The organism is Pseudomonas sp. NPDC087612 (genome assembly GCF_044743505.1).
Taxonomy (GTDB): domain Bacteria; phylum Pseudomonadota; class Gammaproteobacteria; order Pseudomonadales; family Pseudomonadaceae; genus Aquipseudomonas.
This window is the reverse complement of the sequence record NZ_JBIUWO010000003.1, coordinates 358,215-376,376: the sequence shown is the minus strand read 5'-3', so window position 1 is coordinate 376,376 and position 18,162 is coordinate 358,215. Positions and strand designations below refer to the sequence as shown.

At 62.7% G+C, this 18,162-nt stretch carries 14 protein-coding genes; 4 read left to right on the top strand and 10 right to left on the bottom strand.

From position 1 onward, the window contains the following. Positions 1–5: 5 nt before the first annotated feature. The 3 genes from ACIOVF_RS07955 to ACIOVF_RS07945 are packed head-to-tail and all read right to left on the bottom strand — an operon-like array spanning position 6 to position 1,757. Entirely contained in the window at positions 6–278 is a 273-nt protein-coding gene (locus tag ACIOVF_RS07955; RefSeq protein ID WP_010222262.1) for a phosphopantetheine-binding protein, read from the bottom strand. Next, on the bottom strand, positions 253–1,065 hold the full coding sequence (locus ACIOVF_RS07950) for a lysophospholipid acyltransferase family protein (RefSeq protein ID WP_401288636.1): 813 nt from the start codon (positions 1,063–1,065) through the stop codon (positions 253–255). The genes ACIOVF_RS07955 and ACIOVF_RS07950 overlap by 26 nt, the downstream gene beginning before the upstream one ends. Next, a complete protein-coding gene (locus tag ACIOVF_RS07945) occupies positions 1,041–1,757 on the bottom strand; it encodes a beta-ketoacyl synthase chain length factor (protein WP_401288633.1) in 717 nt (238 codons plus the stop codon). Before ACIOVF_RS07945 ends, ACIOVF_RS07950 begins: the two co-directional genes overlap by 25 nt. 317 nt (positions 1,758–2,074) lie before the next feature. Between ACIOVF_RS07945 and ACIOVF_RS07940 the strand changes: the two genes are divergently transcribed. Beyond that, positions 2,075–2,848 (top strand): ParA family protein, encoded by a 774-nt coding sequence (locus ACIOVF_RS07940; protein ID WP_401288630.1) that lies wholly within the window; start codon positions 2,075–2,077, stop codon positions 2,846–2,848. Here the strand turns inward: ACIOVF_RS07940 and trxC are convergent. After that, entirely contained in the window at positions 2,845–3,279 is a 435-nt protein-coding gene (trxC, locus tag ACIOVF_RS07935) for a thioredoxin TrxC (protein ID WP_401288627.1), read from the bottom strand. The genes ACIOVF_RS07940 and trxC overlap by 4 nt on opposite strands. Positions 3,280–3,388: 109 nt before the next feature. Here trxC and ACIOVF_RS07930 point away from each other — a divergent pair, with 109 nt between their 5' ends. Continuing rightward, entirely contained in the window at positions 3,389–3,874 is a 486-nt protein-coding gene (locus ACIOVF_RS07930) for a DUF4265 domain-containing protein (RefSeq protein WP_258608952.1), read from the top strand. A gap of 10 nt (positions 3,875–3,884) precedes the next feature. On the opposite strand, the gene selO is transcribed toward ACIOVF_RS07930, so the two are convergent. From selO to betI, 6 genes are all read right to left on the bottom strand, one after another. Then, positions 3,885–5,345, bottom strand: coding sequence for a protein adenylyltransferase SelO (selO, locus tag ACIOVF_RS07925; RefSeq protein ID WP_401288623.1), 1,461 nt, complete (start codon positions 5,343–5,345; stop codon positions 3,885–3,887). 58 nt (positions 5,346–5,403) lie between these two features. Then, on the bottom strand, positions 5,404–8,754 hold the full coding sequence (mscK, locus tag ACIOVF_RS07920; RefSeq protein ID WP_401288620.1) for a mechanosensitive channel MscK: 3,351 nt from the start codon (positions 8,752–8,754) through the stop codon (positions 5,404–5,406). Between the two features lie 39 nt (positions 8,755–8,793). Further along, positions 8,794–10,536 carry a potassium/proton antiporter gene (locus tag ACIOVF_RS07915; RefSeq protein ID WP_258608958.1) on the bottom strand — a complete coding sequence of 581 codons (1,743 nt, stop codon included), beginning with the start codon at positions 10,534–10,536 and terminating at the stop codon, positions 8,794–8,796. A 249-nt stretch (positions 10,537–10,785) separates the two neighbouring features. Continuing rightward, entirely contained in the window at positions 10,786–12,477 is a 1,692-nt protein-coding gene (betA, locus tag ACIOVF_RS07910) for a choline dehydrogenase (protein ID WP_401288616.1), read from the bottom strand. 176 nt (positions 12,478–12,653) lie between these two features. Next, positions 12,654–14,126, bottom strand: coding sequence for a betaine-aldehyde dehydrogenase (gene betB, locus ACIOVF_RS07905; protein ID WP_045193917.1), 1,473 nt, complete (start codon positions 14,124–14,126; stop codon positions 12,654–12,656). 31 nt (positions 14,127–14,157) lie between these two features. Further along, positions 14,158–14,823 (bottom strand): transcriptional regulator BetI, encoded by a 666-nt coding sequence (gene betI, locus ACIOVF_RS07900; protein WP_045193916.1) that lies wholly within the window; start codon positions 14,821–14,823, stop codon positions 14,158–14,160. A 422-nt stretch (positions 14,824–15,245) separates the two neighbouring features. Here betI and betT point away from each other — a divergent pair, with 422 nt between their 5' ends. Both betT and ACIOVF_RS07890 read left to right on the top strand, forming a co-directional pair. After that, entirely contained in the window at positions 15,246–17,249 is a 2,004-nt protein-coding gene (betT, locus tag ACIOVF_RS07895) for a choline BCCT transporter BetT (RefSeq protein WP_045193915.1), read from the top strand. Between the two features lie 128 nt (positions 17,250–17,377). Further along, entirely contained in the window at positions 17,378–18,118 is a 741-nt protein-coding gene (locus tag ACIOVF_RS07890; protein ID WP_045193914.1) for an ABC transporter substrate-binding protein, read from the top strand. Positions 18,119–18,162: the final 44 nt, after the last annotated feature.

Genomic DNA, 18,162 nt, shown 5'->3' with positions numbered 1-18,162 from the left:
CTGTCTCAGGCTGCCTGTTTGGCGGTGACGAAAGCCGCAAGGCTGGCCACGCTGGTGAAATGGTTACGGGTGTCCTTGGCGTCGGCGTCGATCTTGATGCCGTACTTCTTCTGGATCGCCAGGCCGAGTTCGAGGGCGTCCACCGAATCCAGGCCCAGGCCTTCGCCGAACAGGGTCTGCTCGTCGCCGATGTCCTGGGCGCTGATGTCTTCAAGGCCCAGGGCGTCGATGATCAACAGCTTGATGTCGTGGTTAAGGGTGTTCTGTGGATCGCTCATCTTCGGCGAGCTCCTTGGTGAAGTGCTGATGCAAATAGTCGTTGAGTTTGCGCGAGGCCTGCGGGGCGGGGCCTTGTGCGGCGAAGGCCTGCGGGTCGATGTCGGCACCGACCTGCAGGCTGAAATGCACCCGGCGCTGGGGTATGCGGTACCAGGGTTCGGCCTTGGTCAGGGTGCTGGGGGTGACCTTGATGGTTACCGGGGTAATGATCTGCGCACCGCGCAGGGCGATGGCCGCTGCGCCGCGATGGAAGGCAGGCGGCTGGCCCGGCTGGGTGCGGGTGCCTTCAGGGAAAATGATCAGGGTCTGGCCGCCTTGTAGGGCGCCGACGGCGCTGTCGAGCATGTCCATGCTGCCGTCGTTGCTGATGTATTCGGCCGAACGCACCGGGCCGCGGGTGCAGGGGTTGTGCCAGAGGCTCTGCTTGACCACGCAGTTGGCCTGGCGAACCAGGCCGATGAGGAACACCACGTCGATCAGCGACGGGTGGTTGGCAATGATCATCTGCCCCGGGCGGCCGAGTCTTTCCGCGCCCTTGACCTCATAAGTGAGCACGCCGCTGGCGGCCATGAAACGAATGAAACGCCAGAACAGCCAGCTGATGGTGTGCCGGGCGCGCTGGCGATGGCGTACGCCGTCGCCGGGCAGGCAGGCCAGCAGCGGGAACACCAGCAGGCGCAGGCACAGGCCGCCGACACCGAACAGCAGGAAGCTGACGGCGGTGGCGAGCAGGCGCCAGTAATAGGCGTCGTGTGGTCTGCTTATGGCTTGCGTTGCCAGTTCCATGTGCGACTCTTCCAGGTGTGGGTACAGGTGCTTTCGCCCTTGAGCAGGCAACGCAACCAGCTCAGGGCATGGGGTTCGCTCGCGGCTGTGCCGGCGCTGTTATCGCCCAGGGTCAGTTGCCAGTCGTCGCCAGGCGTCAGCAGCAGGCCCAGGGCGTAGGCAAACGGTACGTCATCGATCCACGGGCCGTAGGCCGCGGGCGGCTGTTCTTCAGTGATTATCAGCAGCACTGCCGGGGCGCCTTCGCGCAGCAGGCAGGCGGCTTCCATCACGCCGTGTTCGAAACCGTCACCGGCAGCGGCCAGGGCGGTCATTTCGCTGGTTTCGCCACGCATGATCGACCACAGGCCGATCACCGCGTTGTGTACCGACAGGCTGAACTGGGTTGGCGACAGCGGCTGCTCGTTGGCCAGGTCGCTGAGTATCTCGAAGGTGCGTGGGGTTTCGCCATGCCGGGAGACGAACACCAGCGGCAAATCCTGCATTCCTTCGGCCAATGGCCAGCCCACGGCAAAGGCCATGCGCGCCAGTCGGCTCAGGCGCCGGCGCTGCATGGCCGGCAAAAACGACACATCCGGTGCCTGTTCAGCCACTGCCGGGCAGTGCTGTGCCTGGCTCCAGGCCTGCCAATCGGCAGCCGTCTGCAGGCCTGGCGCCCACGCGCGCCACTGGCTGATATTGAATGTGATCACTTAGCTGTACTTCCCGCCCTGAGGGACTTCCTTGCCGAGGGAGTGACTCGGAACAACGACCTGACAGGGGTGTGGCGCAATCGCCGAGTGGCGCGCATTATCCCGGTGGAGTTGGTGTGTAGCAAATATTGGTTGTACGGATTGTCGTCTGCAACAGACAGCGGTCCCGAAGATTCGTCGGACCGATCCGAGGTTTCCCGACCAATGGCGGTGTTGTTTATTCGGTCGGATCGCCGAAAACTTGAGCCATTGGCGGCTGGTCAAGCCGTCATTGGCCGCACATACTCGCTCATCCCCAGACACACGGAGGTCTTTCCATGCGGCGCGTGGTATTCAATCAGAAAGGTGGCGTTGGCAAGTCGAGCATTGCCTGCAACCTGGCAGCGGTGAGTGCCAATGAAGGCTATCGGACCCTGCTGATCGACCTGGATGCCCAGGCCAATTCGACCCAGTACCTCACCGGGCTGACCGGCGAGGACATTCCCATGGGCATTGCCGACTTCTTCAAGCAGACCCTGTCGTCCGGGCCGTTTGCCAAGAAGAACAAGGTCGATATCTACGAAACGCCCTTCGACAACCTGCATGTGGTGACTGCCACCGCCGAGCTTGCCGACCTGCAGCCCAAGCTTGAGGCCAAGCACAAGATCAACAAGCTGCGCAAACTGCTCGATGAGCTGGACGAGGACTATGACCGGATCTACCTGGACACTCCGCCAGCGCTGAATTTTTATGCGGTTTCGGCGCTGATCGCTGCCGATCGTGTGCTGATCCCCTTCGATTGCGACAGCTTCTCTCGCCAGGCCCTGTACGGCCTGCTGGCCGAGATCGAAGAACTCAAGGACGATCACAACGAAGAGCTGCAGGTCGAAGGCATCGTCGTCAACCAGTTCCAGGCCCGCGCCAGCCTGCCCCAGCAGATGCTCGACGAGTTGATCGCCGAGGGCCTGCCGGTGCTGCCGGTGTACCTCAACAGCTCGGTGAAGATGCGCGAATCACACCAGGCCAGCCTGCCGCTGATTCACCTGGAGCCTCGGCATAAACTGACCCAGCAGTTTGTCGAGCTGCACACTCTGCTCGAAGAAAACGCCTAGACGCCCTGGCTGCGCAGCCACTCCAGCAGTTGCTGGAGTGGGAATGCACCGCTCTGGCGCGCCACTTCCCGGCCGTTTTTGAACAGGATCAGGCTGGGGATCGAGCGAATCGCCAATTGCCCGGCCAGTTGCTGGTTGGCCTCGCTGTCCAGTTTGGCCAGGCGGCAGCGCCCGCTCAGCTGAGCGGCGGCCTGGGCAAAGATCGGCGCAAACGACTTGCACGGCCCGCACCAGTCGGCCCAGACATCGATCAGCAACGGCAGGTCGCCCCTGATCTGGCTGGCGTAATCGCCCTGTTGCAGATCGAACGGCGTGCTCAGCAGCACCGGGTTCTTGCAGCGGCCGCATTTAGGGCTGTCGCCGAGGCGCTCGCCGGGGATGCGGTTGAGGCCGTTGCAGTGGGGGCAGGGGATAAGTAATGGGTCAGTCATGACAGCTCCGGGAATTGCGACCGGTTTACGGTCGTCCGCGGTTCAAGCCCGCGCCTTTATGTTCAATGGTTTAGCATGTGCGCCTTGTACACCGGCCATGGAGTGCCCGATGGATTGCCAGCATTCAGCGCATATCCGCATTTTTGTCGATTTCCGATCCAATGGCGAACCAGCTTTCGAGAGCGTGCCGGTCCGTCAGATCGATGCCAATACCTTTGAGCTGCTGTCGTCACCAGGGTTGGCACTCGACCTGGCTCGTGGCGATACCATTCGCATCAACCACCCGAACCAGCGTGCCGAAGTGCTGCAGCGCGGTGGCAACTTCTGCATTCATATTTATGCCGACGACCTGCCCCAGGAGGCTGTCGACACGCTGCAAGACGAAGTGCAGACGCTGCTCGGTGGTACTCTGGATGGTCGCTACAAGGGCAACCTGACTCTTGCCATCCCCTCGCGTAACGGTTTTGCAGCCATCCGTGAAGTGTTCGACCGCTTTCGCCAATGCACCGGTGTCGAGTGGTACTACGCCAATATCTATCGCAACCTGGACGATGATGAGGATGAAACCCTGCTCAACTGGTGGCTCGACAGCTGAGGCGTAAGCCTCACGACGAGCAACTGATCTCCAGGTGCTTGCCCCATTCCGGCGGCCGCTGGGCGTAGGCCTGCATGCCCGGCTGCTCGTCGAACGGTTTGCTCAGCACCTGGTGCAGGCGGCGTACTTCCTCGTAGTCCCCCCCCTCGGCCGCCTCGATGGCGCGCTGGGCCAGGTAGTTGCGCAGGATGTACAGCGGGTTGACCGCATGCATGCGCTCGCGCCGGCCCTCGGCGTTGCCGGGTTCGCGCTGCAGGCGCGCCAGGTAATCGGCTGACCACAGGTCAAAACCGGCCAGATCGATGAAGTCGTCGCGCACCACCTGCAGGGCCTGCTCGGCAGGCTGGTCGCCGAGATGGCGGAAGAACAGGGTGTAGTCCACCGCGCCGGGCTGCATCAGTTGCAGCAGGCGCTCGATCAGCAGCTTGTCGTCGTCTTCTGCCTGGGTCAGGCCCAGGCGCCGGCGCATCAGGTCCAGGTAATGGGCCTCGTACAACGGCAGGAACAGCCCGAGGGTTTCCTTAAGCGCTTCGACGCTGATAAACGGCGTCAGGGCCTGGGCCAGGGCGCTGAGGTTCCAGTGGGCGATGGGTACCTGGTTGCTGTAGCTGTAGCGGCCCTGGTCATCGGAGTGGTTGCAGATGAAATTGGCGTCGAAGTCGTCGAGGAAGGCGTAGGGGCCGAAGTCGAAGGTGATGCCCAGAATCGACATGTTGTCGGTGTTCATCACCCCGTGGCAAAAACCATAGGCCTGCCAGCGGGCAATCAGCTCGGCATTGCGCTCGACGATGGTGCGGAACATCGCCAGGTACGGCTCGGGTTCGTCCTTGCACTCGGCAAAGTGGCTGTTGAGCACGTGATCGGCGAGGATGCGCTGCTGCTCGGGCTGGCGGGTGTAGTAGAAGTACTCGAAATGCCCGAAGCGGATATGGCTCGGCGCCAGGCGCAGCAGCATGGCCGCGCGCTCCTGGGTTTCGCGCCATACCGGCGTGCTCGAGCCGATCACGCACAGCGCGCGGCTGCTGGCGATGCCCAGGGCCGGCAGGGCCTCGCTGGCAAGGAACTCGCGAATCGATGAACGCAGCACGGCGCGGCCATCACCCATGCGCGAGTAAGGCGTCTGCCCGGCGCCCTTGAGGTGCAGGTCCCAGGACTGGCCGGCGTCGTTGCGCACCTCGCCCAGCAACAGCCCGCGGCCATCGCCAAGGCGCGGGTTGTAGGAGCCGAACTGGTGCCCGGAGTAAACCATAGCCCGCGGTTCGGCCTCGGCCCACAGCTTGTGGCCGCTGAACAGTTCGGCAAATATCGGCGAATGGGCCTCGGTGGGCTCAAGGTCGAGCAGCGCCATGGCTGCCTCGCTGGCGACCACCAGGCGCGGCTCGGCAATCGGCTCGGGCAGCACCGAAGTAGAGAAGGCATCGCCCAGGCGGGCGAAACGGTTATCGAAAGTCAGTTCGTCGAGGGCTTTCAACGGCCATCTCCTGAAGAAAACCTGAGCATTCTGCAAGGGTATGGCCGCTGGCGTCCAGTCAGGCCGGTTTGCCGCTGGCCTCGTCGCCGGGCTTCTCGCCATTGCTGGCGTTTGGCAGCACGGTCTTGTCGAGGTTTTCCACCGGGACCATCTTGTATTCCTGGCCCTGCATGTTCTTCAGGTAGATCTCCATCTGCCGGAAGGAGATGTTGATGTGTTGCTTCTTGAACTCTTTGTTGATGTAGCGGTTGATCTCGTCGAGCACCGGATTGCGGTCGCCCAGGTCGCGCACGTGCATGCGCAGCTCGTGGTCCAGGGTGCTTTCGCCGAAGTTCAGGAAGTAGACGATCGGCGCCGGTTCCTTGAGTACCCGCGGGTTGTCGTTGGCGGCCTTGAGCAGCAGGGTGCGCACCAGGTCCAGATCCGAGCCGTAGTCGACGCCGAGCTTGAGGGTTACCCGGGTGATGGTGTCGGTCAGCGACCAGTTGATCAGTTGCCCAGTGATGAAGGTCTTGTTCGGGACAATGATGTCCTTGCGGTCGAAGTCGGTGATGGTGGTGGCGCGGATGCGGATCTTGCTCACCGTGCCCGAGAGGTTGCCGATGGTGATGGTGTCGCCGATGCGCACCGGGCGCTCGAACAGGATCATGATCCCGGAGATGAAGTTGGCGAAGATCTCCTGCATGCCGAAGCCCAGGCCCACCGACAGCGCCGCCACCAGCCATTGCAGTTTGTCCCAGCTGACGCCCAGGGCTGACAGGGTGGAGACAAAGCCGACCCCGGCAATCACGTAGGACAGCAACGTGGTGGTGGCGTAGGCACTGCCCTGGGCCAGGTTCAGGCGTGACAGCACCAGTACTTCGAGCAGGCCCGGCAGGTTGCCGGCCAGGGCAATGGTGATGCCGATGATCACCAGTGCACCCAGCAGGTCGCGCAGGCTGATCGGCACCATGCTCATGGATGCGCCGGTGCCGCTGGTGTACTCGTACAGGGTGATGTTGTCGAGGTAGGCAAACACGCTGATCAGGTCCGACCAGACCCAGTAGAGGGCGGCGATGAAGCCGCCGAGCAGGGCCAGGCGAATCAGGCGCAGGGACTGCTGGTTGACCTGTTCGATGTCCAGGGTCGGCTCTTCGACCAGCACTTCGCCATCCAGGCCTTCCTTGGCTGCCTGGCGCTTGCTCAGCGCCCGCTGGTAGGCCAGGCGCCGGGCGGCCACGGCCAGGCCGCGGACGAAGGCGGCTTCGATCACCAGCCAGAACATCAGCAGGTAGAGGGTATCGATCAGGCGGTCTGTGAGCTTGAGCGCGGTGTAGTAATAGCCAAAGCACACGGCGATGAACAGCGCCACCGGCAACGCGGTAAAGGCCACGCCCACGGCCTTGCGAAACAGCGAGGTGTTGCGGTGGGTGGGGCTGCTCAGCAACAGGCGGCTGAGCAACCAGGCCATCAGCGCATAGCAGGTCAGCACCACGCCGATGCCGAGCACGTCTTCAGCCAGCGCCGAGGGTTGATGTTCGGCCACCGCCACCACCCCGACCAGGGCCAGGACCACGGTGCCGAGGCGGCGGATCCAGCCACGGAGGAATTCGACCTGGGGCTTTTCCCAGCGAAAGTGCAGCTCGGCCACGCCGCCCGGGGCGAGTATTCGGTAGGCGGTGTAGAACACCAGCCAGGCCTGGGCCACCTGGAACAGCGCCGAGGCGAGGTTGGCGTTCTGCCCGCGGGCGTCGACCTGCAGGGCATAGCCGCACAGGGCCAGGCCCAGGCTCAGGGGCATGGCCAGGAGGATGTTGATCAGGATCGCCTGGGGCGTGTGCCACTGGCTGTCACGCTTGAAGTGGCCGACATCCTGGTGAACCTTGGTCAGGCGCGCATACAGGTATTTGCGCCGCCACAGCAGGGTGCCGATCAGCAACAGCAAGGGCAGGAACAGCAACGGGCGCTGGGCCAGGCCATCGGTCAGCTCGCGCAGGCCTGAACCCCAGGGCAGGCTGACAACCTGTTTTTGCAGGCGCTCGGGCACGCTGCGCAGCCATTCCAGGTCCAGTGGCTTGTTGCTGGGAATCCAGAACATCTGCTCATCAAGGGTTGCACGCAGGTTTTGTGCGGTGCTGAACAGTTGCTTTTGGTTCAACTGCAAGGTGATCGATTCGTTGAGCAGCGCGCTCAGTTCACGGTTCAGGCGTTCGAGCAGGTCGCTGCGAGTGATCGCCACTTCCAGCAGGGCCTTGCGCAGTTGCGGGGTGACGGTCTCGGGCGGTTGCGCGGTGAGCAGCTTGTCGACATAGCTGCTCGGGCTGCTGATCTGCTCGCGCTGCTGGTTGATCTCGAACTGATACAGGCGGATGTCGGCGATCTGGTCGGCCAGGTCGCGGTCGAGCTTCAGGTGCGGCAGCGCCTGCTTTTGCTTGTAGAGGATCTTCGACAACAGCAGGCTGCCCTTGAGCACGCTGATCTGCTCGTCGAGGGCCTGGTCGCTCTGGGTCAGACTGTCCAGCTGCTGCTTGGTCTTGAGGTTCTGCTGGGTCAGATCGTTGAGGCTGTCGGTGCTGCGCAGCAGGTAGTCGGAGAGCTTGAGGTTGGCGGCGCTTTCGGTGGCCAGCAGGGTGCTGCCGCCAGCTTTCTGGGCTTCGATCGACTGTTCGGTGACGGTTTGCTGGGACTGGGCCAGGCGCTTCTGGTTGATCAGCGTCTGCAGGTCCTGGATCTCCTGTTCCAGGCGCGCGGCGCGCTCGATCAACAGGTCATGCTGACTGTTGCCCAGGTCTTGCAGCAGGCTGTTGCCGGCCAGTTCCTGGCGGCGCAGCAGGGTCAGGGCGTTGAGCGCGGCGAGTTCGGCGTTGAGCTGATTGCGCTGGTCGGCGCTGAGCGGCTTGCCGCCGTCCTTGCCGATCTTCAGGCTGGTGTTGATCTGCTGGGTGCGGGTCTGGTTGGCGCTGATTTCTGCCTGGGCCCGTTCGGGGCGTGTCTGCGCGGTGATGGTCAGGCTGTTGGCCTCGGACAGCGCTTTTTGCAGTTCGCCCTGCTCGGTGGTGCGCTCGGCCAGCAATTGCTCCAGCTGCGGCACGCTGGAGGCAGCGTAGCGCTGGGTGACCGGGATCACCTTGCTGTCCTTGAGCTTGGCCAGCTCGCGCTGGTTTTCGCTGGTCTGGCGCGGCGCGTCGTTGAGCTGGTGCTTGAGCGCGGCGAGCTTCTTCTCGCTGTCCTCTTTGTTGCCGAGGAAGGCCAGGGTCTTTTCGAGCACCTGCTGCAGGGCTTTCTGTTCAGCCTCGGGCAGCTTGCGTTCGGCGATCTTGTCCAGGCTTTTCTGGATCGCTGCCGTGGTCGGCGGTTCCGCCGCCCACACCGGGGAGAAGGACAGGCACAGCCCGATCAGGGCTGCGCTTAAAAACGTGCGCAGGGACATAGGCAGAAAATTCGTACAGGCAGAGGCGAAGAACGGAGTTTAAAGGAACAACCCTGGGCCGGGTCGAGTACCTTCGGGGAATTTGACGCCCACTTTGAGGATCTTGTTCCCTTCCATCACTGCAACCGTCCACAAGGTGCTGTTCCATTCGATCTGGTCGCCGACCACCGGCGCGCCGCCAACCTTCTGCGCGATGAAGCGGCTGAGTGGCATGTGCGGGTCCTGACCGTCGAGCTGCAAACCGTACAACGCCGCTACAGCCCCCAGTTCTGCGTCCCCTTCGAGCACGAAGTCACCAAAGAAGCGCAGGTCCAGGCCTCGCTGCGGCGCCTGGCTGAACAGCTTGCCGAGGGCCGGCAGGTTGTGTTCGTGGCCGATTACGCAGAGCAGGTCGTCGACTTCCAGGGTGGTACTTCCCGACGGATGGAGCAGTTGCTGGCCGCGAAACAGTGCCGCGATGCGGGTGCCTTCGGGCATTTTCAGCTCGCGCAGGGCGGCGCCGATGCACCATTTTTCGGCGCCCAGGCGATAGACGAACAGCTCCCACTCGCTGGTGATGTGCACTTCCAGGGCCGAGCGGGAGATCGGCGCCGGGTCTGGCGGTACTGTCACTTTCAGCAGCTTGGCCACCCACGGCAGGCTGGTGCCCTGCACCAGCAGCGAGACCAACACGATGAAGAACGCCAGGTTGAAGAACAGCTGCGCATCGGGCAGCCCGGCCATCAGCGGGAACACCGCGAGAATGATCGGTACCGCGCCGCGCAGGCCGACCCAGGAAATAAAGGCTTTTTCGCGGCCATGGAACGCCTTGAACGGCAGCAGGGCGGCGATTACCGACAGTGGCCGGGCGAAGATGATCATCCACAGCGCCAGGCCCAGTGCCGGCAGGGCGATGGGCAGCAGGTCGTGCGGTGTGACCAGCAGGCCGAGGACCAGGAACATGCCGATCTGCGCGAGCCAGGCCATGCCGTCGAGCATGTGCAAGATGCCATGGCGGCTACGGATCGGCCGGTTGCCGAGCACCAGGCCGCACAGGTACACGGCGAGGAAGCCGCTGCCGTGCAGGGCGTTGGTCAGCGAGAACACCACCAGGCCGCCGGCCACTACCAGGATCGGATAGAGGCCGCCGGCGAGGTTGATGCGGTTGACCAGTTGCAGCAGCAGCCAGCCGCCACCCAGGCCCAGCAGGCCGCCGATGCCGAACTCGCGCAGCAGGTGGGTGAGCAGGCTCCAGTGCAGGCCGGTCTGGCCACTGGCGATCATCTCGATCAGGGTCACGGTGAGGAACACCGCCATCGGGTCGTTGCTGCCCGATTCAATCTCCAGGGTTGCCGTCACCCGCTCGTTCAGGCCTTTGCCGCCGAGCAGCGAGAATACCGCTGCGGCGTCGGTGGAGCCGACGATGGCGCCGATCAGCAGGCCCTGGATCAGGCTCAAGTCGAACAGCCAGGCGGCGACCATGCCGGTCAGGCCGGTGGTGATCAGCACGCCGACTGTGGCCAGCGACAGCGCCGGCCACAGGGCCACGCGGAAACTCGCCACCCGCGTGCGCAGGCCGCCGTCGAGGAGGATCACCGCCAGCGCCAGGTTGCCCACCAGGTAGGCGGTCGGGTAATTGTTGAAGATGATGCCGCCACCGTCGACCCCGGCAATCATGCCGACCGCAAGGATGATGACCAGGATCGGGATGCCCAGGCGCGATGACAGTGAGCTGACCAGAATACTTGCACCTACCAGCAATGCGCCGATCAAGAACAGGCTATTGATGGTGGACGCATCCAAAGGCAGTACTCCGGGGGAAAGCAGGAAGGAGGGGCGGTTTGCTCTGAATATCAAGCAGGTCGCGTGCCAAGGATTCTAACCTGAGGGGTTGGCGGGCTGTAAAGGGTTAATCGCGGGGACAAAAAAAGCACCTCGCAAGGTGCCTTCTTTGTGTTGCTTGCGCTGACGCCATCGCTGGCAAGCCAGCTCCCACAGGAATGGTACAGCCCTTGTGGGAGCTGGCTTGCCAGCGATGGGCGTTGCAGGGTTTTACGCCTGCTTGACCTCACGCATCGCCTTGCCTTTGACCGGCGCGCCGTTGGCGACGTAGTACTTGGCGGTGCTGCGTGGCAGCGGCTGGCGGTTGCGGATCTTGTCGGCGATTTTCTCGGCGATCATGATCGTGGTGGCATTGAGGTTGCCAGTGATGATGATCGGCATGATCGAGGCATCGACCACACGCAGGCCCTGCATGCCATGCACGCGGCCCTGGCCGTCGACCACGGCCATGTCGTCGTCGCCCATCTTGCACGAGCAGGACGGGTGGAACGCGGTTTCGGCGTGCTCGCGGATAAACTTGTCCAGTTCTTCGTCAGTCTGCACGTCGGCGCCCGGGCTGATTTCGCGGCCACGGTAGGCGTCCAGTGCCGGCTGGGCCATGATTTCGCGGGTCAGGCGGATGCCGTCACGGAATTCCTGCCAGTCCTGCTCGGTGGCCATGTAGTTGAAGAGGATGCTCGGGTGCTGGCGCGGGTCTTTCGATTTGAGCTGGATACGGCCGCGGCTAGGCGAGCGCATCGACCCCATGTGGGCCTGGAAGCCGTGTTCCTGTACGCCATTGCTGCCGTTGTAGTTGATCGCTACTGGCAGGAAGTGGTACTGGATGTTCGGCCATTCGAACTCTTCGCGCGTACGGATAAAACCGCCCGCTTCGAACTGGTTGCTGGCGCCGATACCGGTGCCCTTGAACAGCCACTCGGCACCGATGGCCGGCTGGTTGTACCAGAGCAGCGACGGGTACAGCGATACCGGTTGAGTGCAGGCGTACTGCAGGTACAGCTCAAGGTGGTCCTGCAGGTTTTCGCCCACGCCCGGCAGGTCGTGAACCACCGGTACGTTGAGGCTTTCGAGCAGGGTGCGCGGGCCGACGCCGGAGCGTTGCAGCAGTTGCGGCGAGGCGATGGCACCGGAGCAGACGATCACTTCCTTGCGCGCACGGGCTTCGACACGCTCTTCGCTGGCGCCGACCAGGTAGCTCACGCCAACGGCGCGCTTGCCGTCGAACAGCACGCGATCGCTCAGGGCGTGGGTGACGATGGTCAGGGTCGAACGCTTCTTGGCGATGTCCAGGTAGCCGCGAGCGGTGCTGGAGCGACGGCCTTTAGGCGTGACGGTACGGTCCATTGGGCCGAAACCTTCCTGCTGGTAGCCGTTGAGGTCTTCGGTGCGCGGGTAACCGGCTTGTACGCCGGCTTCGACCATGGCGTGGAACAGCGGGTTGTTGCCGGCTTTAGGCGTGGTCACGCTGACCGGGCCTTCGCCGCCGTGGTAGTCGTTGGCGCCGATGTCGCGGGTTTCCGCCTTGCGGAAGTACGGCAGGCAGTCCAGGTAGCTCCAGTCTTCCAGGCCTGGCAGTTTTGCCCAGCCGTCGAAGTCCATGGCGTTGCCGCGGATGTAGCACATGCCGTTGATCAGCGACGAGCCACCCAGGCCCTTGCCGCGACCGCATTCCATCCGGCGGCCGTCCATGTGCGGCTCCGGGTCGGTCTCGTAGGCCCAGTTGTAGCGACGGCCTTGCAGCGGGAAAGCCAGCGCGGCTGGCATCTGGGTGCGAAAGTCCATGCGGTAGTCTGGGCCACCGGCCTCGAGCAGCAGGACGGTAACGCCTTCGTCTTCGGTCAGGCGGGTCGCCAGGGTGTTACCGGCAGAGCCGGCACCGACGATGATGTAGTCATATTCCATGGCTTTCTCCGAAAGCAGCTGCAAGCCTCAAGCTACAAGCCGCAAGAAAAAGCGGTCGTGCAAGGCTCGCGATTTAGTGGGCGCTGCAAGTGCCGGTTGGCATAACGCGCACCGGCTTTTACTTGCAGCTTGCAGCTCGAAGCTTGAGGCTTCAGAGCATCTGGCTACGTGTCACCTCAGAAAACCGAGTTGTACGCACCCAGTTCCACCTGCACCGATTTAATACGAGTGTACTGAGCCAGCGAGCTCACGCCGTTTTCGCGGCCAACACCGGATTGCTTGTAACCGCCAACCGGCATTTCGGCTGGCGACTCACCCCAGGCGTTGATCCAGCAGATGCCGGCTTCCAGCTGGTGGATGATGCGGTGGGCGCGGCTGATGTCGTTGGTGCAGACGCCCGCGGCCAGGCCGTATTCGGTGTCGTTGGCACGGCGGATGACTTCTTCTTCGGTCTCGTAGGAGAGGATGCTCATTACTGGGCCGAAGATTTCTTCCTTGACGATGGTCATGTCATCGCGGCAGTCGGTGAACACGGTCGGTGCCACGAATGCGCCCTTGGCGAATTCGCCTTCGGTCAGACGCTGGCCGCCGCACAGAACGCGTGCGCCTTCTTCCTTGCCCTTGGCGATGTAGCCCAGCACGCTTTCCATGTGGGCGAAGCTGACCAGCGGGCCGAAGTTGGTGTTTTCGTCTTCAGGGTTGCCAACGCGGATGCGTGCAACGCGCTCGGCGATCTTGGCTTCGAAAGCCGCTTTCATCGAGGCAGGAACGAACACGCGGGTGCCGTTGGTGCAGACCTGGCCCGAGCTGTAGAAGTTGGCCATCATGGCGATGTCAGCGGCGCGATCCAGATCGGCGTCGTCGCAGATGATCAGCGGCGACTTGCCGCCCAGTTCCATGGTGACTTCCTTGAGCGTCGAGCTCGAAGCGCTGGCCATGACTTTCTTGCCGGTGGTGGTACCGCCGGTGAAGGAGATTTTCTCGATGCGCGGGTGCTCGGTCAGCCAGGTGCCGACTTCGCGGCCGCTGCCGGTCAGGACGTTGAACACGCCGTCCGGCAGGCCGGCTTCGGTGTAGATCTCGGCCAGTTTCAGGGTGGTCAGCGAGGTGACTTCGCTCGGCTTGAAGATCATCGCGTTACCGGCCGCCAGGGCTGGTGCGGATTTCCACAGGGCGATCTGGATCGGGTAGTTCCAGGCGCCGATACCGACGGTCACGCCCAGCGGCTCGCGGCGGGTGTAGACGAACGAGCTGTCGCGCAGCGGGATCTGCTCGCCTTCGATGGCCGGTACCAGGCCTGCGTAGTATTCCAGCACGTCGGCGCCGGTGACGATGTCGACGTAGCGGGTTTCGGAGTACGACTTGCCGGTGTCCAGGGTTTCCAGGGCGGCCAGTTCATCGTTGCGCTCGCGCAGGATGTCGACGGCGCGGCGCAGGATGCGCGAACGCTGCATGGCGGTCATCGCTGCCCAGACTTTCTGGCCACGTTCGGCGCTTTCTACCGCGCGCTCGACATCGGCTTCGGTAGCGCGTTGCACCTGGGCGAGGACTTCGCCGTTGGCCGGGTTGATGGCGTCGAAGGTAGCGTCGCTGGAAGCGTCGACATAACCACCATCAATGTAGAGTTTTTGCAGTTCGAAACGGGCCATAGTGTCCTCGCAAGTGCATATGTGTGTTTGGCTATCCGTGCAGCGCTCCTGCTTGTTTGGCAATCGCGGCGCGCGGTGGTTCAGAGGCCTGGTTTTGCGTGTCCGGGCTCGTCTGTTTCGCCAGTTGTAAATCCATGTATTCGTAAGCGATTTGTTTCGCCTGGTCGGTGTCGAAAGCGTCTCCGGACAGCGCACCGCGCAGCCACAGACCGTCGATCAAGGCTGCCAGCCCGCGGGCCGCGCTGCGTGCTTCTGGCAACGGCAGGGCGCGGCGGAACTGGCAGCACAGGTTGGAATACAAGCGGTGATCGTTGATCCGCTGCAACCTGTGCAAAGACGGCTGGTGCATGCTGGAGGCCCAGAAGGCCAACCAGGTTTTCATTGCCGGGCCGTTGACCTGGCTGGCGTCGAAGTTGCCTTCGATGATCACCTGCAGGTGGGCGCGCGGGCTGTTGTCCTTGAGCGCCTGCCGGTTGGCGACGACGTTCTCGTTCAGCACGCTCATCAAGTACCGCATGGTCGCTGCGATCAGGCCGTTCTTGTCCTGAAAGTAGTGACTGATGATGCCATTCGACACACCGGCCAAACGGGCGATCAGCGCAATGCTGGCGTCACCCATGCCGACCTGGTCGATGGCCAGCAACGTGGCTTCGATCAACTGCTGACGGCGGATGGGTTGCATACCGACCTTGGGCATCTTGCAAATCTCCTCAGGCCTGCGAGCAGTCGACGAGCGGCTGCCTCGGCGAAGGCCAGTCTATTTTGTTTTGATTGAACGTTCAATCAACAAAGAATAAGCTCTGCGACAATCTGTGCAATTGACAGGTTTTTCCTACCTGCGGTTTGCACAAATTGGCACCCCAAAAAGACGTGGAACCCCCGGAATACAAGGTGTTGACGGGTGTAAACGGCGCGTTGAACAGATCTGCCGAGCGGTATAGCACCGCGCGGCCAACCCTCGGGACGGGGTTTTCGGCCTGTTTTTTTCAACGCAATCGATTCGGGATCACGGTTTTTTCAAGGTGCTTTTATAACACCTGCAGCTGTGGGGCTATTGCACCATTTGCTCGGGTAACGATTGTTTCGTGTTTCTCTCGCACTGCCCGGAGCATATGTGCAATGAGTTCTGCCTCCCTAATCAAGACCCCTGCCGAGAGGGTCCGGGTCAACAGCGTGGTGTTCTTCACCTCGACGTTGCTGATCCTGTTGTTGACTGCCTTGCTGATCGCAGTTCCCGAAACCGCCGGCCGCGTGCTGAACGAGGCTCAGGCCTGGTTGTCGCGCAGCTTCGGCTGGTACTACATGCTGGTGATTGGCGGCTACCTGCTGTTCGTCATCGTTCTGGCCTTCTCCAACTTCGGCAAGCTCAAGCTTGGCGGCAAGGATGACAAGCCGGACTTCAGCTACGGTGCCTGGGCCGGGATGCTGTTCTCCTCCGGTATCGGTATCTCGCTGCTGTACTTCGGTGCGTCCGAGCCGCTGGATCACTACTTCAACCCGCCTGAAGGCGCACCGGCCAGCCTGCAGTCGGCCCGTGAAGGCCTGCAACTGACCTTCCTGCACTGGGGCCTGCATGGCTGGGCGATCTATGCCCTGGTCGGCCTGTCCGTTGCCTACTTCGCTTACCGCCACAACCAGCCGCTGGCCCTGCGCTCGGCGCTGTACCCGCTGGTCGGCGAGCGTTGGGTCAAGGGCGCCGCAGGCCACACTGTCGATATCTTCGGCATGTTCGTGACCCTGCTGGGCCTGGTGACCAACCTGGGCATCGGTTCGATGCAGGTGTCCTCGGGTCTTGAGTACCTGTTCGGCATGCAGCACAGCGACACCAACCTGCTGATCGTGATTCTGGTGATGAGCACCGTGGCGACCATCGCCGCCGTGTCGGGTGTGGAGAACGGCATCCGCCGCCTGTCCAACCTCAACATCATCCTGTTCAGCGGCCTGCTGCTGTTCGTGCTGCTCAACGGCCCGACCCTGCACCTGCTCAACAGCTTCGTGCAGAACATCGGCGACTACCTCAACGGCGTGGTGCTCAAGACCTTCGACCTGTACGTCTATGAAGGCGACAGTGACAAGTCCGAGCGCTGGCTGGGCCTGTGGACCGTGTTCTACTGGGCCTGGTGGATTTCCTGGGGCCCGTTCGTCGGTATGTTCATTGCCCGCATCTCGCGCGGTCGTACCGTGCGCGAGCTGGTCGCTGGCGTGCTGCTGATCCCGCTGGGCTTCACCCTGGCCTGGCTGTCGATCTTCGGCAACTCGGCGCTGGACCTGGTCATGAACCAGGGCGCGGTGGAGCTTGGGCGAACAGCGCTGGAACAGCCGGCGATGTCGATCTACCAGTTGCTCGAGCACTATCCGTTCGCCAAGATCGTGGTCGGTGTCGCGATTTTCGTTGGCTTCGTACTGTTCCTGACCCCGGCCGACTCCGGCGCGGTGATGATGGCCAACCTTTCCTGCAAAGGCGGCCATGTCGACGAAGATGCACCGAACTGGCTGCGTATCCTCTGGTCGGCGATCATTACCGTGGTCACCATCGGTTTGCTTCTGGCCGGTAACTTCCAGGCCATGCAGACCATGGTGGTACTGGCGGGGCTGCCGTTCTCGGTGGTGCTGGTACTGTTCATGTTCGGCCTGTACAAGGCCATGAAGCAGGACAGCCAGGTCGAGCAGGAGCAGGCAGAACTGGCTGCCCGTGGTCGTCGCGGTTTCAGCGAGCGCCTGAGCCAGCTTGACCTGCAGCCAACCCAGGCCATCGTTCAGCGCTTCATGGACAAGCGCGTCAGCCCGGCGCTCAAGGAAGCGGCTGCGCAGCTGCAGACCCTGGGCTTCCAGGTGCAGACCCGGGTCGGCCAGTCGCGCTCGGCCATGGGCCTGCGCATCGACATGGAAGAAGGCAATCCGTTCGTTTATGAAGTGAGCCTGGACGGTTACCTGGCCGCGCCGAGCGAGGCACCGGTGGAAGGCGAGACGGAAGTGCGCCAGCGCTTCTACCGCGCCGAGGTGTACTTGCACAACGGCAGCCAGGAGTACGACTTGATGGGCTTCACTCCGGAGCAGATCACCCGTGATGTGCTCGATCAGTTCGAAAGCCACCGCCAGCTGCTGGGGCGTGTCTATAGCTGATAACGGCTGATGCACCGCAAGGGCTCTGTTCGCAGGAACAGGGCCCTTTTTGTTGTGATACCGGTGCAGACTGGACAGGCGCAGCAGGCCCCGGCACTCTTGGCGTTGCCAAGGAGCCCGGTGCCATCATGTTCAAGCGTCTTGTCCTGTTGTTGTGCAGTTGCCTGTCGTTCAGCCATCTCGCCCGCGCCAGCGAGCCTGTGGTGCTGCTCACCGAAAACTTCCCGCCCTACAACATGGCCATCAACGGCAAGAGCTTCGCCCGTGACGATGGCATCAACGGCATTGCCGCGGACCTGGTGCGCGAGATGTTCAAGCGCGCCGGGGTGCCCTACAGCATGACCTTGCGCTTCCCCTGGCAGCGCATCTACGAGCAGGCCCTGCAAACCCCCGGCTACGGCGTATTCGTCATGGCCCGCCAGCCCGAGCGGGAAAAGCTGTTCAAGTGGGTCGGGCCGTTGGGGCCGGATGACTGGATTTTGCTGGCCCCCGAAGGCAGTCCGATTGCCGTCAGCACCCTCCAGGAAGCCAAGCGCTACCGCATCGGGGCCTACAAGGGCGATGCGATCGCCGAGTACCTGGCCGCGCAAGGCCTTAGCCCGGTACTGGTGCTGCGCGACCGCGACAACGCGAAAAAACTGCTGAACGGCGAAATCGACCTGTGGGCCAGTGGCGATCCGGCTGGTCGCTACCTGGCGCGTCAGGTAGGTGTGAGCAAGCTCAAGACGGTGCTGCGTTTTCACGGTGCCGAGCTGTACCTGGCGCTCAACCGCGAAGTGTCGGACGAGGTGGTGAACAAGCTGCAGCAGGCCCTTGAGCAGATGCGCCGCGACGGCTTTGTCGAGCAGGTGTTCGCTCGTTACCTGTAAAAGTCCTGAGCAATAGTTAACGCAGGCAATGCGGTAGGTGTCGT

Bases quoted from the DNA above. Each gene is read 5' to 3' on its own strand.
- ACIOVF_RS07955 (WP_010222262.1), bottom strand. From the start codon at position 278: ATGAGCGATCCACAGAACACCCTTAACCACGACATCAAGCTGTTGATC.
- ACIOVF_RS07950 (WP_401288636.1), bottom strand. From the start codon at position 1,065: ATGGAACTGGCAACGCAAGCCATAAGCAGACCACACGACGCCTATTAC.
- ACIOVF_RS07940 (WP_401288630.1), top strand. From the start codon at position 2,075: ATGCGGCGCGTGGTATTCAATCAGAAAGGTGGCGTTGGCAAGTCGAGC.
- trxC (WP_401288627.1), bottom strand. From the start codon at position 3,279: ATGACTGACCCATTACTTATCCCCTGCCCCCACTGCAACGGCCTCAAC.
- ACIOVF_RS07930 (WP_258608952.1), top strand. From the start codon at position 3,389: ATGGATTGCCAGCATTCAGCGCATATCCGCATTTTTGTCGATTTCCGA.
- mscK (WP_401288620.1), bottom strand. From the start codon at position 8,754: ATGTCCCTGCGCACGTTTTTAAGCGCAGCCCTGATCGGGCTGTGCCTG.
- betA (WP_401288616.1), bottom strand. From the start codon at position 12,477: ATGGAATATGACTACATCATCGTCGGTGCCGGCTCTGCCGGTAACACC.
- betB (WP_045193917.1), bottom strand. From the start codon at position 14,126: ATGGCCCGTTTCGAACTGCAAAAACTCTACATTGATGGTGGTTATGTC.
- betI (WP_045193916.1), bottom strand. From the start codon at position 14,823: ATGCCCAAGGTCGGTATGCAACCCATCCGCCGTCAGCAGTTGATCGAA.
- betT (WP_045193915.1), top strand. From the start codon at position 15,246: ATGAGTTCTGCCTCCCTAATCAAGACCCCTGCCGAGAGGGTCCGGGTC.
- ACIOVF_RS07890 (WP_045193914.1), top strand. From the start codon at position 17,378: ATGTTCAAGCGTCTTGTCCTGTTGTTGTGCAGTTGCCTGTCGTTCAGC.